Source organism: Magnetospira thiophila (assembly GCF_054657015.1).
Genome location: NZ_BAAHXF010000001.1, coordinates 944,518 through 959,235, shown reverse-complemented (window position 1 = coordinate 959,235; position 14,718 = coordinate 944,518). Strand labels below are relative to the sequence as shown.

The 14,718-nt window shown below is 62.9% G+C and carries 14 protein-coding genes; 7 read left to right on the top strand and 7 right to left on the bottom strand.

Translation table 11 applies throughout. From position 1 onward, the window contains the following. Together ACYQ1P_RS04680 and ACYQ1P_RS04675 are read right to left on the bottom strand one after the other, a co-directional pair. Entirely contained in the window at positions 1-1,725 is a 1,725-nt protein-coding gene (locus ACYQ1P_RS04680) for a tetratricopeptide repeat protein (protein ID WP_460019185.1), read from the bottom strand. Between the two features lie 108 nt (positions 1,726-1,833). After that, a complete protein-coding gene (locus ACYQ1P_RS04675; RefSeq protein ID WP_460019184.1) occupies positions 1,834-3,462 on the bottom strand; it encodes an electron transfer flavoprotein-ubiquinone oxidoreductase in 1,629 nt (542 codons plus the stop codon). Between the two features lie 108 nt (positions 3,463-3,570). Here ACYQ1P_RS04675 and ACYQ1P_RS04670 point away from each other — a divergent pair, with 108 nt between their 5' ends. From ACYQ1P_RS04670 to ACYQ1P_RS04655, 4 genes are all read left to right on the top strand, one after another. After that, a complete protein-coding gene (locus ACYQ1P_RS04670; RefSeq protein WP_460019183.1) occupies positions 3,571-4,353 on the top strand; it encodes a uracil-DNA glycosylase in 783 nt (260 codons plus the stop codon). 208 nt (positions 4,354-4,561) lie between these two features. After that, positions 4,562-6,307 (top strand): lytic transglycosylase domain-containing protein, encoded by a 1,746-nt coding sequence (locus tag ACYQ1P_RS04665; RefSeq protein ID WP_460019182.1) that lies wholly within the window; start codon positions 4,562-4,564, stop codon positions 6,305-6,307. Then, the gene (moaB, locus tag ACYQ1P_RS04660) at positions 6,288-6,821 is read left to right on the top strand and encodes a molybdenum cofactor biosynthesis protein B (RefSeq protein WP_460019181.1); all 534 of its coding nucleotides are present in this window, start codon (positions 6,288-6,290) and stop codon (positions 6,819-6,821) included. Before ACYQ1P_RS04665 ends, moaB begins: the two co-directional genes overlap by 20 nt. A gap of 3 nt (positions 6,822-6,824) precedes the next feature. Beyond that, a complete protein-coding gene (locus tag ACYQ1P_RS04655; protein ID WP_460019180.1) occupies positions 6,825-7,490 on the top strand; it encodes a DUF2927 domain-containing protein in 666 nt (221 codons plus the stop codon). On the opposite strand, the gene ACYQ1P_RS04650 is transcribed toward ACYQ1P_RS04655, so the two are convergent. Both ACYQ1P_RS04650 and ACYQ1P_RS04645 read right to left on the bottom strand, forming a co-directional pair. Then, a complete protein-coding gene (locus ACYQ1P_RS04650) occupies positions 7,448-8,053 on the bottom strand; it encodes a TIGR04282 family arsenosugar biosynthesis glycosyltransferase (protein WP_460019179.1) in 606 nt (201 codons plus the stop codon). The genes ACYQ1P_RS04655 and ACYQ1P_RS04650 overlap by 43 nt on opposite strands. Beyond that, a complete protein-coding gene (locus ACYQ1P_RS04645; RefSeq protein WP_460019178.1) occupies positions 8,046-8,717 on the bottom strand; it encodes a TIGR04283 family arsenosugar biosynthesis glycosyltransferase in 672 nt (223 codons plus the stop codon). The genes ACYQ1P_RS04650 and ACYQ1P_RS04645 overlap by 8 nt, the downstream gene beginning before the upstream one ends. Positions 8,718-8,801: 84 nt before the next feature. On the opposite strand from ACYQ1P_RS04645, the gene ACYQ1P_RS04640 reads away from it, so the two are divergent. Then, on the top strand, positions 8,802-9,890 hold the full coding sequence (locus ACYQ1P_RS04640; protein ID WP_460019177.1) for a PA0069 family radical SAM protein: 1,089 nt from the start codon (positions 8,802-8,804) through the stop codon (positions 9,888-9,890). On the opposite strand, the gene ACYQ1P_RS04635 is transcribed toward ACYQ1P_RS04640, so the two are convergent. Together ACYQ1P_RS04635 and ACYQ1P_RS04630 are read right to left on the bottom strand one after the other, a co-directional pair. Further along, positions 9,872-10,987, bottom strand: coding sequence for a M48 family metallopeptidase (locus tag ACYQ1P_RS04635; RefSeq protein WP_460019176.1), 1,116 nt, complete (start codon positions 10,985-10,987; stop codon positions 9,872-9,874). The genes ACYQ1P_RS04640 and ACYQ1P_RS04635 overlap by 19 nt on opposite strands. Before the next feature lie 3 nt (positions 10,988-10,990). Then, positions 10,991-12,208, bottom strand: coding sequence for a DUF898 family protein (locus ACYQ1P_RS04630; protein WP_460019175.1), 1,218 nt, complete (start codon positions 12,206-12,208; stop codon positions 10,991-10,993). A 114-nt stretch (positions 12,209-12,322) separates the two neighbouring features. On the opposite strand from ACYQ1P_RS04630, the gene ACYQ1P_RS04625 reads away from it, so the two are divergent. Continuing rightward, complete coding sequence (locus ACYQ1P_RS04625) at positions 12,323-12,940, top strand: ribonuclease HII (protein ID WP_460019174.1); 618 nt, start codon at positions 12,323-12,325, stop codon at positions 12,938-12,940. Between the two features lie 84 nt (positions 12,941-13,024). Then, entirely contained in the window at positions 13,025-14,116 is a 1,092-nt protein-coding gene (locus ACYQ1P_RS04620; protein WP_460019173.1) for a site-specific DNA-methyltransferase, read from the top strand. A gap of 6 nt (positions 14,117-14,122) precedes the next feature. Here ACYQ1P_RS04620 and ACYQ1P_RS04615 read toward each other — a convergent pair whose 3' ends face one another. Beyond that, on the bottom strand, positions 14,123-14,716 hold the full coding sequence (locus ACYQ1P_RS04615) for a hypothetical protein (protein WP_460019172.1): 594 nt from the start codon (positions 14,714-14,716) through the stop codon (positions 14,123-14,125). Between the last annotated feature and the right edge of the window lie 2 nt (positions 14,717-14,718).

Below are 14,718 nucleotides of genomic sequence, written 5' to 3'. Positions count from 1 at the left end.
TCAGTCTGCCTGTGTGAGAACCAAGCCGTTTTTCAGTTTGTCTTCAAGACGGGCCAGCACCTCCGGGTCCGGATCGAGACTGCGCGCTCGCCGCCATTGGAATCGTGCTTCCTTTTTACGGCCTACCTGCCAATAGGCATCGCCCAGATGATCGTTGATCACCGGGTCCTGGGGCCGCAACACGACAGCCCTTTCGAGGTTTTTGACTGCTCCATCATAATCCTTGAAGCGATACAGGACCCAGCCCAGGCTGTCGACGATGTAGCCATCGGTGGGCTCGGCCTCGACGGCTTTTTCGATCATGGCGCGGGCCCGTTCCAGGTTGCGATGGCGTTCGACCCAGGAATAGCCCAGGTAATTGAGCACGTAGGGTTGGTCGGGCCGCAATTCCAAAGCCTTGAGGAAATCCTGTTCCGCCTGATCCCAGCGGTCGGACTGTTCCAGGGCGATGCCGCGGGTATAGAACAACGACCAATGGTCCGCATGAATGGTGGTGATGCGGCTCATGGCGTCGTTGTACGCGGTCACCGCTTCGGCGAACCGCTCCCGCCCGCGCAGGATATCGCCAAGACTGATCAGAGGATCGGCCTCGGTCGGGTATTCCCGGGCCATGGCGCGCAAAGTTGCCACCGCCTCGTCCGTGCGGTCCAGACGGTCCAGGTTGGAAGCCAGAGCCATCTGTGCCGTCCAGGCGGCGTAGGATTGCGGATTGATGTTTCGGTAAACGTCGTTGGCCGCAGCCAGACGGTCATCGGCTTCCAGCAGGTCGGCGACGATGATCTGAGCCAGCGGAAAATCGGGCTCCAGGTACAAAGCCAGACGCACCAGCAACATGGCGGTATCGTGCGCATTGCGCTGGCGCAGGGAATTGCCCACGTCGAACAGCGCCTCGGCGACTCCCGCCGCCGGTCCGGGCGGTGAGCCGGAAATCGGCTTGCCCTCATCCAGGCGTTTAAGGGCCATTGTGAACTGGCGGTTGTCCGGATGCTGTTGCAGATAGTCCGCATACAGTTTTCGTGCCTCATCCAGTTGCCCATTGCGCTCGTAAAAATCACCGAACAACTGCAACAGTCGGGAAGAGACCGCATCCCCGGAGCCCAGAGCCTCCCTGAAGCTCGCCTCGGCCTCCTTGGGGTGGCCCAGGTAGGCTTCGATCAGGGCCTGATGAAGATTAGCCAGGGCCTTGAAGCCATTGCGCTCAGCCAGGGTGTCGAGTTCGGCGCGGGCGGCCTTGCCGTCGCCGATGCCGGTCAAGGCCCAGGCCTTGATCAGCGGCAACATGAAGGCGTTGACCCCCTTGTCGGTGACCTTCTCCAGACGTTCCAAAGCGACAGAGTTGTGACCCAGACGCAGGTCTTCGATGACCAGGGCCAACTCGGCCAGCGGCGAAGACTCATCGGATTCGACCAGTTGGCGGGCCAGCGGCAGGGAAGTGGCGAAATCCCCCTCCATGGATTTGAGCACGAAGGTGCGGTTGCGCAGACTGGCCACTTCTGGATCTTCCTGGAGCACAGCCTCAAAGAAGCGGCTGGCGATATCGGGCCGCCGATTGGTCTGAGCATGGCGCGCCGACAGATAGTTGCCGAAAAGCGACGGACCCGGCTCGATGGGGTCCATTTCCGAATTGGCGGTGCCGGAAGCGCAGGCAGCCAGCACGAAGGCCAAGGTGGCCGCAGTGAATAACCGTGACGCAGATGGAAAACGGAAAGTGAAATTGTCAGACACGCGAACCCCTTTCGCTAAGCCGGGCCGGGAACAGGTGGCGCATCATAGCCCGCCTGACAGGGGGGACCAAGGGGGGAGTTGTGCGCTGAATCGAAGTAACCGAAGGTATTACATGTTGGGATAATTGGGGCCGCCGCCGCCCTCGGGGGTGACCCAGGTGATGTTTTGCGTCGGGTCCTTGATGTCGCAGGTCTTGCAGTGCAGGCAATTCTGGGCGTTGATCTGCAAACGGGGCACGCCGTCGTCTTCCAGGAATTCGTAGACACCCGCTGGGCAATAGCGCACCTCCGGCCCGGCGAAACGGGCCAGATTGACCTCCGTCGGCACTTCGTCGTTGCGCAGATGCAGATGGCAGGGCTGATCTTCCTCATGATTGGTGCTGGAAAAGGCAACATTGGTCAGCTTGTCGAAGGTCAGCTTGCCGTCCGGCTTGGGATAGGCAATCGGGCGCTGTCCGGCCGCCGGTTGCAGGGCCTCGTGATCGGCGTGATGGGCGAACGTCCAAGGGGCCTTGCCGCGCCACAGATAGGTATCGAGGGCCGAATAGGCGATGCCTCCCCACAGGCCCCATTTGGCGAACGACGGACGGATATTGCGTGCCCGGTACAGTTCGTCCCAGATCCACGAGGCCCGCACCGCCGCCCCATAGGTCCCCAGGTCGCGCGGCGGGGTCTCCGAGGCCAGCGCCGCGAAGGCTGATTCGGCGGCCAGCATACCGGTTTTCATCGCCGTGTGGGTGCCCTTGATCTTGGGCACGTTGAGGAATCCGGCGTCGCAGCCGATCAGCAGGCCACCGGGAAAGGTCAGTTCGGGAATCGACTGGAAGCCGCCCTCGTTGAGCGCCCGCGCCCCATAGGCGATGCGCCGCCCCCCTTCGAACAGCGGCGCAACCGCCGGATGGGTCTTGAACTGCTGAAAGGCGTCGTAGGGTGAAAAATGCGGGTTGGGGTAATCCAGCCCGGCGACGAAGCCGACCGCCACCTGCTTGTTGTCCAGGTGATACAGAAAGGAACCGCCATAGGTGCGACTGTCGAGCGGCCAGCCGACCGTGTGGCGCACCGTGCCTGGCTTGTGCAGGTCGGACTCCACTTCCCACAATTCCTTGATGCCTAGGCCGTAAGTCTGCACATCGCACTCGGCGCGCAGGGCGAATTTGTCCATCAGTTGCTTGCCCAAATGGCCCCGACAGCCCTCGGCGAAAAAGGTGTAGGTGGCTTTCAGGTCGACGCCCGGCTCGAAATTGGGGCCTTCGGAGCCATCCTTGAGCCGCCCCATGTCGCCGGTGCCGACGCCGACCACCGCGTTATCGTCGAACAACAGGTGGGCGGCGGTGAATCCGGGAAAGATCTCCACCCCCAACTCTTCCGCCTGTTGGCCCAGCCAGCGACAAAGATTGCCCAGGGAGACGATATAGTTGCCCTGATTATGCATCTGCGGCGGGGTCATCAGACGGGTGCAGGCCCCAGACGACAGAAATTCGAAACGGTCGTGGGTGACCGGCGTGGTCAGGGGGGCTCCCTTGGCTTTCCAGTCCGGAATCAACTCGTCCAGCGACCGGGTCTCGATGACCGCGCCGGAGAGGATATGCGCTCCCACCTCGGAGCCCTTTTCGACCACGCAGACGGACGTTTCGCGACCGGCCTCGCGGGCCAACTGCATCAGGCGGATCGCCGCGGATAACCCGGACGGACCGGCTCCCACGATGACCACGTCGAATTCCATGCTTTCCCGTTCCATGTCTCGGCTCCACCGTTCGCAGTGCGGCGCAATATATCATGAACGGTGAGGCGAGCCAGCCCCGATTCGAACTCTTGCCGCAGCGTTCCGGCGTGCTACTCTCCGTCCATGATGACCGAGAACATTGCCCCGCTTGAGACCGCCGCCCTGATGCGCTGGTATTTGGCCATGGGCGTCGATGAAACCATCGCCGACCAGCCCATCGACCATTTCGCGCCGCCGCCGGTTGTTGAAAAAGCCGCGCCCGTTGTGGAGACCGCCTCCCCGCGCAATGGCGGAGAGACGGTCAAGGCGGCAGTGGAGATGGCCCGGGCCGCCCGCACGGTGGATGAACTGCGCGCCGCCCTGGATGATTTTGACGGCTGTCCGTTGCGCAAGACCGCCACCAACACGGTGTTTTTCGACGGCGCGCCGGACGAGGCCCGGGTGATGCTGGTCGGCGAGGCCCCGGGGGCCGAGGAAGACCGCCGTGGTCTGCCCTTCGTCGGCCCCAGCGGCCAACTGCTCGATCGCATGCTGGCCTCCATCGGCCTGGACCGGACGCAGGTGGTCATCTCCAACACGGTGTTCTGGCGTCCGCCCGGCAACCGCAGCCCCAACAGCTCGGAAATCGGGGCCTGCCTGCCGTTTCTGGAGCGGCTGATCGAGATGGTTGACCCGGAAATCCTGGTCGCCCTGGGCGGCCCGGCGGCCAAGACCCTGCTGGCCAAAACCCAGGGAATCACCCGCCTGCGCGGCCAATGGGCCACCTATGCCACCCCTGGGCTGGCCCGTCCGGTGGCGGCGGTGGCGCTGTATCATCCGGCCTATCTGCTGCGTTCCCCGGGGGCCAAGCGGGATGCCTGGCGGGACCTGCTGTCGATCCGGGAGCGGCTGCAACAGGGGCGGTGAATTTCCGACATGCCGACGTGCTCACCAAGGAATCAACAGTGGAACTGCGGATTTTTGTTGTCACATTTCCGCTTGTTGATCTATAAGTTGTTGACGATAAAGGGTTGGGGTGAAAATCGTGACTAAAGATCCAATTCGGAGATTGAGTAAAGGCGTTCTTGTCGCCTTGGTGATAGGCCTGGGAGTTGCTGGAACAACTTTCAGCGCATTGGCCGAGTCTCTGATCGCTACCCTGCCCGACGGTCTGTTGGACGCCAATCCGACCGCCATGCCGTCGGTGCTCGGAGAGGCCGACGTCACCCGCTATCGGGAAATCTTTCAATTGCAGAAAACCGCCCGCTGGTCCGCCGCCGACAAGCGCATTGCCGAGCTGGAAAATCCCGTGCTGATGGGGCATGTGCTGGCCCAGCGTTACCTGCATCCCACCGGCTATCGTTCCAAGTTTCAGGAACTGTCGGACTGGATGGATCGCTACGCAGATCTGCCGCAAGCCAAGACCATCTACAAATTGGCCGTTCAGCGTCGTCCCAAGAATTGGAAATGGCCGTCGAAGCCGCTTGGGGAATCGCGCCTGGATGGGGTTCAGATCACCCGCAGCGACGCCGATAAGCCGCTGCCCCGGCGTTCTGGACTGTCCGACAAGGATCGTCAACGGGCCGGGCAGATCGAGCGGCTGACCAAGAACCGGCTGCGCCACGGCTATACCAAATCGGCCAAGCGGCTGCTCGATACGGACGAAGCTCGCAAATTGCTGTCCAACGCCGAATACGATTCCCTGGCCGCCGCGCTGGGCATGGCCTATCTGGGCGACGGCCGCGAGCAATGGGCCTACGACTGGGCCAGCAAGGCGGCCGGGCGCTCCGGCAAGCGGGTGCCCAGCGCCCACTGGATCGCCGGGCTGGCCGCCTGGCATCTGGGAAAACTGGATCTGGCGGCGGATCATTTCGCATCAGTGATCGACTCGCGCTACGCCGACGACAGCCTGAAATCCGCCGCCGCCTTCTGGGCCGCCCGTGCCGCCCTGGTCGGTGGGGCGCCGGAAAAGGTCAATGAGCGGCTGCGTCAGGCGGCCGAGCATCCGCGCAGCTTTTACGGGCTGCTGGCCCTGGGCCTGTTGGGCGAGGACCTGCCGTTCCAATGGCGCGGCGGCGATCTGGAAGATGCGGCGTTGCTGGAAGTCCGCGACAGTCTGTCCGGACAGCGGGTGCTGGCGCTGATGCAGGTGGGCCGACAGGATGATGCGGAACAAGAGATACGACTGCTGGCCCGACGGGGCGGCAAGGACGCGGCGCAACAGGCCCTGATCCTCGCCGACCGGGCCGGGTTGGCCGAGGCGGCGCTGCGTCTGGCCCGCGCGCTGTATGGCCGGGAGGCTCCCGAATCCTTTGCCTTTCCGCTTCCGGCGCTCAATCCCAAGGAGGGATACAGCATCGACCGAGCGCTGTTGTTCGCCATCATGCGACAGGAATCGGCCTTCAATGCCGATGCCAAGAGCCACATGGGGGCGCGCGGCTTGTTACAGCTCATGCCCCGTACTGCCAGCTTCGTCGCCGGGGACCGCAAGCTGCACGGCACCAACCGCAAGACCTTGCATGACCCGGACGTCAATTTGGAATTGGGGCAAAAATACATCCAGATGCTGCTCGACGAACCGGCGGTGGGCGGTGATGTGATGCGTTTGATTGCTGCCTGGAACGGTGGGCCGGGCAATCTGTCCAAATGGATGCGCCATAACCGCCATAACGACGACCCGTTGCTGTTCATGGAAAGCATCCCGTTGCGTGAAACCCGCAGCTTTGTCGAACGGGTGTTGACCAACCTGTGGATTTATCGGCATCGCCTGGGTCAGGACCTGCCGTCGTTGACCGCCATTGCCGCCGGGCGCTGGCCCAGTTACATTGCCCTGGATTCCAATCCAACGGTGGTGGCGAAAAATGGCGAAAATCGAAGGTAAGCGTGACTTTGTGCCGGTCAATATCGGTATTTTGACCGTCTCGGACAGCCGCACCCTTGAAACGGACACCTCCGGCCAAGTTCTGGTGGATCGCGCCGAGGCGGCGGGGCATGTGGTGCTGGAGCGGGCTATCGTCAAGGACGACGTGGCGGATCTGGTCGCGCTGTTGAATCGCTGGATTTCCAATCCGTTGATTGATGTGATCATCTCCACCGGCGGCACCGGCCTGACCGGTCGCGACGTGACTCCCGAGGCTTTTGCCAAAGTCTGCGAAAAGGAAATCCCAGGATTCGGCGAACTGTTCCGCTGGATCAGTTTCCAGAAGATCAAGACCTCCACCGTACAATCCCGGGCCACGGCGGGAATCGCCAACGGCACCTATCTGTTCGCGCTGCCCGGCTCCAACGGGGCCTGCAAGGACGGCTGGGACGACATCCTGGTGCACCAACTGGATGCCCGCCACATGCCGTGCAATTTCGTCGAACTGATGCCGCGCCTCAAAGAGCATCTCTGAAACGTGCGCCGCTTCTCGATGGTTCTGGTTTTTCTGCTCCTTTCGGGCTGCCAGGAAACCGATGAGGTTCCCCTGACCGCCCAACAGGCGCTGCTGGTCGCCCAGTTCGAACGGGTCGCCTTCTCCAGCGAGCGATTCGGCGGGCAGCGGGCCGGTCGTCTGTTGCGCTGGGAAAGCCCCATCGTGCCCCGGTTCGAGGGGGCCATGCCGCGGCGTCTGGAAGATCAGGCCCGGCAGTTGATCCAGGGGTTTGCCGGGCTGGCCCACCGTGCGGTGAAGCGGGAGGGCACGGCGAATTTCGTTGTACGGCTGGTGGCGCCGGGCACCGTGTATCGGGCCGCCGGTCAATCGGCGCCCTGTTATACGGAAGTCACCCATGATGCAGCGGGTGTGATTCAGCGGGCGGAAATCGACATTGCCCCCCTGTCGGCCGCCCAGATCGACCATTGTCTGGCCGAGGAGATTTTTCAGGCTTTCGGATTGCTCGACGATTCGGATCTCATTGTGGGGTCCCTGTTGCATGAGTCCAGCGTCCGCCCCGATGCGGCCTGGCAGGATCTCCTGCTGCTGCGGGCCTTGTACCATCCCTCGTTGCGGCCAGGCATGAGCCGGGACGAGGCCGCGCCCTATCTACCGGAAATCCTGCGCGACTTGAGCCAGACCCCATAATCCGCGCCATCGTCCACGTCGGACAGCGGGTCCAGCAATGCCACCCGATATCCTTGCAGGTTGGCCAGGGTGTCGGCCAGCGCCTGGGGGCTCGACCAGTGCACGTTGGCGAACAGGTCCCGGGGCAGACGGGGGCGGCGGCGCAGTCCCACCAGCCAATAGCCGCCATCGCGGGCCGGGCCGAAAACCGCATCATGATCCCCCAACTTATGGAACGCGGCGGCGACCTGGGCCGCGCCAAGCTCAGGAATGTCACTGCCGACGATGACCACCGGCCCCGGCGGCAGGTCGCGCAACGGGCGCAACATGCGCCCCCCCAGGTCTCCCGGCCCCTGACCGATCACCCGCCATCCCTGCGGCCAGATGGGGGCCGAACGGCTAAGGTCCGGGGTAACGGCGAGCCAGGATTTCCAACGTGAATCGTTACCCAGGCGGCGCAGGGTCTGGCGCAGACAATGGCGATAAAAGGCCCAGGCGGAAATGTCACCGATTTTCCGGGCGAGACGGGTCTTGACCCGCCCTAATCGCGGTGCCTTGGCGAACAGGACCAAATGGTCAGCCATAATATTTGACCAACTGTTCTGGCGGCACCCCGAGCAGATATAAAGTGAGCAGCGACAGATTGCGCAGGGGACGCCACAGATAGCCGTCGCGCTGATAGCGCACGGCGGAGGTCACCGCATCGGCCTCCAGTTCGATCAGCCGGGTCAGCCCGACCCGTTGCAGAATGTCCACGTCTTCCATCAAGGGCAGCGGGGCATAGCCGCCGATTTTGTCGTAATAGGTTCGGGACAGCAACAAGCCTTGGTCACCGTAGGGCAGGTTGAAGGTGTGACAACGCCAGGCGACCATCCGTTCCAGCCGTCGCGCCGCCGGGGCCGGGTCGTCGAGGGCAAACCGGAAATAGCCCGCCCGCTCCCAGTTCAGCGGGTCGGTGATGAAATCGCGGGTCGCCTGCCGCCATTCGGGGCGCAACCGGGTATCCCCATGTAGAAACAGCAGCCATTCACCTCGGGCCACGCGCGCCCCGGCAGCCAACTGTACGCCGCGCCCGGGTTCGGATTTGACCACTTGTACGCCGCGCCGTTTGGCCAGGATAGGCGTGCCGTCCACTGAACCGCCGTCGGCCACGATGATCTCCGTCTCCGTCGGCGGTTCGCTCAAGGAGTCCAGGGTGCCCGGCAGGGTGGCGGCGGCATTCAGGGTCGGAATGATGATCGACAGCATGCAGGCTCTATAGCATCCCATGGACAAGCAGGGGAGGAAATTATATTCTGTGTTTGTTCTTGTTGTTCCGGCCCGGAGAGATCCATGGATGACCCCCGGCCCGCCGCCCGTCCGCGTCCTGGACGCGGTGCCGTCGGCAATCCCGATGTACGTTACGACCCGCATCAGCGGCGGCCGCTGGATGACGGCTGGGACACCATCGAAGACGACCTGCCACCGCTGCGCACCACGGTGGAAATGGAGCGCGCGCGCAGCATCCTGACCCGCAACACCTCGCCGGACATTCCGTTCGACCGCTCCATCAATCCTTACCGGGGCTGTGAGCATGGCTGCGTCTATTGCTATGCCCGCCCCAGCCATGCCTGGCTTGGTTTGTCGCCGGGGCTGGATTTCGAAACCCGCCTGTGGGCCAAGCCCGAAGCGGCGGCCTTGCTGGAACAGGAACTGCGCAAGCCCGGCTACCGTTGCGCGCCGATCGCCCTGGGCACCAACACGGACCCCTACCAGCCCATCGAGCGGGGCCTGAACATCACCCGCAGCATTCTAGAAGTATTGGTCAAATACCAACATCCGTTCACCATTGTCACCAAGTCCGGGCTGATCACGCGGGATCTGGATCTGATTGGACCGATGGCCCGTGCCGGGATGGCGCGGGCCTGTCTGTCGATCACCACCCTGGATGACCCTTTGGCCCGGGCCCTGGAGCCGCGCGCTGCCACACCGGGCAAGCGATTGCGCACGGTTGCGACGCTGGCCCATGCCGGGGTGCCGACCGGGGTGATGGCGGCCCCGATGATCCCGGGGCTGAATGATCACGAATTGGAAGCCATTTTGACCGCCGGGAAGGCAGCCGGGGCGTCGCATGGCATGTATCTGCTCATCAAGTTGCCGCAAGAACTCGAAGCGCTGTTCGTGGAATGGCTGCGGGTGCATCGCCCCAAACGGGCGGACCGAGTGCTGTCGCTCATTCGCCAGTGCCGGGAGGGCAATCTGAGCGACCCGCGCTTTCATCTGCGCATGAGCGGCAGTGGACCCATCGCCCGGTTGTTGTCGCAACGGATGAAGATCATCGCGCGCAAACTGGGACTGGACGATTCCCTGACTCCGCCGAACCTGGATTGCAGCCGCTTCGCCCCGCCGCCGCGTCCGGGAGATCAATTGGCGCTGTTCTGACCCTTGCAGATGGTCCGCACCCGCGCCCATTCCAGGTCGGTCATGGCGATGCCCGACGGTCCCTGGGCGGCGCGTATGGCGGCGGCGCGGTCTTCGGACAGGGGATGGCTGGAGATCCAGGAAAGGTGTTCTTCCAGGCCCCCCTGCTGCTTGGCCAAACGGTCGAAAAACAGCGCGAAGGGCCGAGGGTCCCAGCCTGCCGCCGCCAACGTCTCCACGGCCACGGCATCGGCGGCCCGTTCCTTGTCGCGGGAATAGGCTCCATTGATCAGCGATTCACCCATCAGGGTCAGACCGGTGCCGCCGGTCGCATCGCCGATCAGCAGGGACAAGAGCACCGATGTGCCGACCGTCTGTACCGCCATCTCGGTCGGATGACGTTTCGCCAAATGCCCCATTTCGTGGGCCAGCACGCCAAGCAGTTCGTTGGGATGTTTGGCCTCGTCGATCAGCCCGCGCAGGAGCACCATGCGTCCGCCGGGCAGGGCCAGCGCGTTGACCAGATCGGTATCGAGAACCGCCAGGGTCGGCGGCTGGGTTAGCCCCAGGACCGGTTGTGCCACCATTTGCCGGAGCAGGCGTTGCAGGATTTCCAGGCCCGGCCCCTCGGCGCAGATCATCTGCTCGGGGCTTTTATGTTCGATCCGCGCCACCACGCGGACCAGCAGGTCCTCGCTGGCTTTCCCCAACTCCGCTTCCCAGGGGCTGGGCAGGGACAGGGCGATCACCCGCGCCATCCAGGGGATGATAAAAGCGAACAATAAGGTTACAGAAAGTACCGCCGCGCCGGTCCACAGCAGAAAGGGCCGACCATGGCTGTTCCAGGAGATATCCCGTTTGGTCAGCGTCGGACACCAGGCTGCGACGGTCTCGTACGCCGCCTGCTCCAGCAACAGCCGCGCCGCATCGTCCCGGCCCAGGCTGAGACGCCCCGGGCGGGTGCCGTCCGGTCGGTCCACCCGCCGCACCTCGGTCAGCGGCCAACGGGCCAGCAGGCTGCCCGCCCCGTCGCGCAGGATCAGAGCGTCGGCCTCGCGATCCACCGTCACATCATGGCGTTGGGCACTTTGGCCGTCATGGAAGGCTCCCTGAAGCAAAACCTAGAACGCCCCCACGTCCAGCCCGTCGGCCAGCCCCTCGCCATGCAGAGGATAGGGCGCGGAGGATTGGGCCACGGCCTTGAGCGGCTCCAGGCCGGTACTCTCGAAGGTCTGACAGAAGTGACGCAACAACGGATAGACCAGCACCAGGGTGACCAGGATGTTCTGCAAAAAAATAAAACCGATCAGTCCCAGGTAAGCCATTCCAAACGCCACCGCCGTCTGAGACTCGTCCGTCGCGGACAGGCCCATCAAGGGTGACACAACCAGGAACAGGAGCAAGGCAATGCTGGCCAAGCCCGTCAGGATACCCAACAAGGCAACCATGCCAAACCGGATATGGGAGAAAAATCGCGCTTGCTCAAAGGCCAGTGCCCCGACAATCAAGCGGGCCTCGCGCACCCGGTACCAATAGTAAGGGACGAAGGACAGAAAAATGAGAATCGCCACGGAAATGCCCCCGAGACCCAACATCTCCATGTCCAAGGGGGTTTCAGTCTGCTCGGCGGTCATAATCATGAATATACCGAAGGAAACCAAGGCAAAGGCGAGCAGCAGACAACCGAGATAGCTCAGCCAGGGCAACAGCAACGTTTTGACGGCGCCGGGGGCCAGCTCAAACCCGAACGACCCCTCACCGAAGCGGGCGTGGGTCGCCTTGTAGCGGGTCAGCGCCACCCTCATCCAGGGATAGGCGACACCCAGGGTGAGCAGGGTCAGCAGGCTCCACAGCAGGGCAATCTTGAGATATTCCAAGGATTTGCCATCCAGTCCGAAACGCACGCCACGCCAGGCGGTGCGGCTGAGGCGATAGCGGGTCAGGCGGAAGATGGCGATCTGAGCCAGCATGAAATAGACCAGGAACTGACTGGCATTGACCACCTGATACAGGGCCTCGTCCGGGCTGCCGATGAATTGCAGGACAAGGCCGTAAAACATGCCGATGGGAAACAGGATGATCAAAGCGAACAGGAAGCCTTTGAACAATTCACCGCCGGTGCCCAGGTATTCCAAATGATCGTCGCCGAGTCGCAGGTGATTCCAGAAATAGCGCCGCAGGTGGGTCTTGGCCCAGAAGCGGTAGATGCCGACGGTGATGAGGGTCAGAAGGGTGTTTTTCAGCAACAGCCCGAACAGGGGGGCGCGCCGACCGGTGAAATCCAGGCCCTCATTCTGCTCAGGCACAACCGCCTCGGTGATGGCGACCGACTCTTCCATGATGCTCCCCCTTTGCCCCATTGACGACAGAGTCTAGACTGTCATCCCAACTCTTGACCACACTATATAAGATTGTTGAATATATCAATATGCTACCATGTATAATGTCATCCCATGCCTGACCTGGCGTTCGAACAGGCGCTGGCGGCGCGATTCGGGGCTCCCGTGGCCGGGGTGGACGAAGTGGGGCGCGGACCCTGGGCCGGGCCGGTGGTGGCCTGCGCGGTGATTCTGGACCCGACCCGGCTCCCCGAGGGACTCGACGATTCCAAGAAACTCACTGCCAAACGCCGCGACGCGCTGTTCGAGCCGATCCTGGCCACGGCACAAGTGGGGCTCGGCGCGGCCACGGTGGAAGAAATCGACGCGCTGAATATTCTCCAGGCGACCTTTCTTGCCATGTGCAGGGCGGTGGCGGCTTTGCCAGAGGTCCCGGCGGCGACCCTGATTGACGGCAACAGGATTCCGCCCGCCCTGCCCTGTCCCGCCGAGGCGGTGGTCGGCGGCGACGGGCGCTCCTTAAGCATTGCGGCGGCCTCCATCATCGCCAAGGTGACCCGGGATCGGTTGATGACACAACTGGATGCGGATTGGCCGGGCTACGGCTGGGCGGCCAATGCCGGATACGGCACCAAGGCCCATCAGGCGGGGCTGGCGCGCTTGGGTCTCACCCCCCACCATCGCAGGTCCTTTGCCCCCATCCGCAAGATGTTGAGTCCCGGAGAGTCCTGAGATTCCATATCTAGGCGCAAACATTTATTAACATGTGTTTGATTCAATTGGGTCCTTCACGCCGACTCTTGGGGGACCCAAATCGTGGCCACGCGCAAAAAAACGCTCCTGCAAACCGACCGCATCATTCAGGGAGACAGCATCGCCGCCTTGGAATCGCTGCCCGAGGGCTGCATCGACATGATCTTTGCCGACCCGCCCTATAACCTGCAATTGGATGGGGAATTGCTGCGGCCCAATAATTCGGTGGTCGATGGGGTGGACGATGCCTGGGACAAGTTCGACACATTTGGGGCCTACGATAGCTTCACCCGGCGCTGGCTGTCGGAGGCTCGTCGGGTACTGAAACCAGATGGCACCTTGTGGGTGATCGGTTCATATCACAACATCTATCGCGTCGGCTCGATCCTCCAGGATCTGGAATACTGGATGCTCAACGACATCGTCTGGCGCAAGGCCAATCCGATGCCGAACTTCCGTGGGCGGCGTTTCACCAATGCCCACGAGACCATGCTCTGGGTGGCCAAGTCCAAGGACTCCAAGTACCGCTTCAACTACGACTCCATGAAGGCGCTGAACGAGGATTTGCAGATGCGTTCCGATTGGTATCTGCCCATTTGCACCGGCGGCGAGCGGATCAAGGACCATAACGGCGACAAGGCCCACCCGACCCAGAAACCGGAAGCCCTGTTGCATCGGGTCATCATGGCCTCGACGGAAGTGGGCGATGTGGTGCTCGATCCGTTTTTCGGCAGCGGCACCACCGGCGCGGTGGCCAAACGCCTGTGTCGGCGCTACCTGGGCATCGAACGTGATCCAACATACATTGAGGTGGCCCGCAAGCGTATCGCTCAGGTGCAACCGGCCCCGGACCCGGAACTGGTCAACACCCCCTCCAAGCGCGAAGAACCCCGCATCCCCTTTGGCTGGCTGGTGGAGCGCGGACTCTTGGAACCGGGGACGGTGCTCTATGGGCCGCGCAAACGCCATTCGGCCCGGGTGCGCGCCGACGGCACCCTGATTTCCGCCGATTTCAGGGGCTCCATCCATAAGGTCGGGGCGCATGTGCAGAACGCGCCGAGCTGCAACGGCTGGCAGTTCTGGAATTTCGACGTGGAAGGCAAGTTGGTGCCCATCGACATGCTGCGTCAGCAACTGCGGGCCGAACTGCATTGAGCAAATTTACCTGATCCAGCTGGCCTCATAGAGGCGGATCTGACGTTCCATTTCGTCGTCGAAGGCCTGCATCAGCTCGTCGGTCAGTTCAAACCAGACCCGATCCCGCTTGGCCAGGGTGATGCCCTCGGGGGTGGTCACCGTGCGGCTCGCCTGGGCGGAGGCGGTGGCCTTGACATTGCCCATGGTGTCGCGGATTTCCAGCCTGGCGGCCACATGCACCCGGTAGCGGTCCGACTGTTCGTCCTTGAACAGGCCGGTCAGCCCCTTGTCGGTGGCCAGGTTTTCCTGAATGGCGCTGGCATCCTCGATTACCATCACGGCCAGCCCGTTGGTGCCGTGGGCCTCAAGGCGATCAGTCGCCCAGTTGCGCAACGCGGTGAGAGGCGGCACCGGAAATTCATGGTCCACGTTGGGCGCCTGCATGGGTGGGTAGTAGCGCGATTCGATGCGCACCCCGGTCACATCCAGTTGCAGGGGAGACTCCTGGGTGAAGCGCAGCGACAGTTGTGCGCGCTCGGGGGGGGCCGTGCCGCAGGCCGCCACAGTGAGCACAAGGAAGCCGAGCACGGTCCTCGAAAAGGCTGTCATCCGGATCATGG

Excerpts from the sequence above, each read along its gene's own strand:
- ACYQ1P_RS04675 (WP_460019184.1), bottom strand. The coding sequence starts at position 3,462 with ATGGAACGGGAAAGCATGGAATTCGACGTGGTCATCGTGGGAGCCGGT.
- ACYQ1P_RS04670 (WP_460019183.1), top strand. The coding sequence starts at position 3,571 with ATGATGACCGAGAACATTGCCCCGCTTGAGACCGCCGCCCTGATGCGC.
- moaB (WP_460019181.1), top strand. The coding sequence starts at position 6,288 with ATGGCGAAAATCGAAGGTAAGCGTGACTTTGTGCCGGTCAATATCGGT.
- ACYQ1P_RS04650 (WP_460019179.1), bottom strand. The coding sequence starts at position 8,053 with ATGGCTGACCATTTGGTCCTGTTCGCCAAGGCACCGCGATTAGGGCGG.
- ACYQ1P_RS04645 (WP_460019178.1), bottom strand. The coding sequence starts at position 8,717 with ATGCTGTCGATCATCATTCCGACCCTGAATGCCGCCGCCACCCTGCCG.
- ACYQ1P_RS04640 (WP_460019177.1), top strand. The coding sequence starts at position 8,802 with ATGGATGACCCCCGGCCCGCCGCCCGTCCGCGTCCTGGACGCGGTGCC.
- ACYQ1P_RS04630 (WP_460019175.1), bottom strand. The coding sequence starts at position 12,208 with ATGGAAGAGTCGGTCGCCATCACCGAGGCGGTTGTGCCTGAGCAGAAT.
- ACYQ1P_RS04625 (WP_460019174.1), top strand. The coding sequence starts at position 12,323 with ATGCCTGACCTGGCGTTCGAACAGGCGCTGGCGGCGCGATTCGGGGCT.
- ACYQ1P_RS04615 (WP_460019172.1), bottom strand. The coding sequence starts at position 14,716 with ATGATCCGGATGACAGCCTTTTCGAGGACCGTGCTCGGCTTCCTTGTG.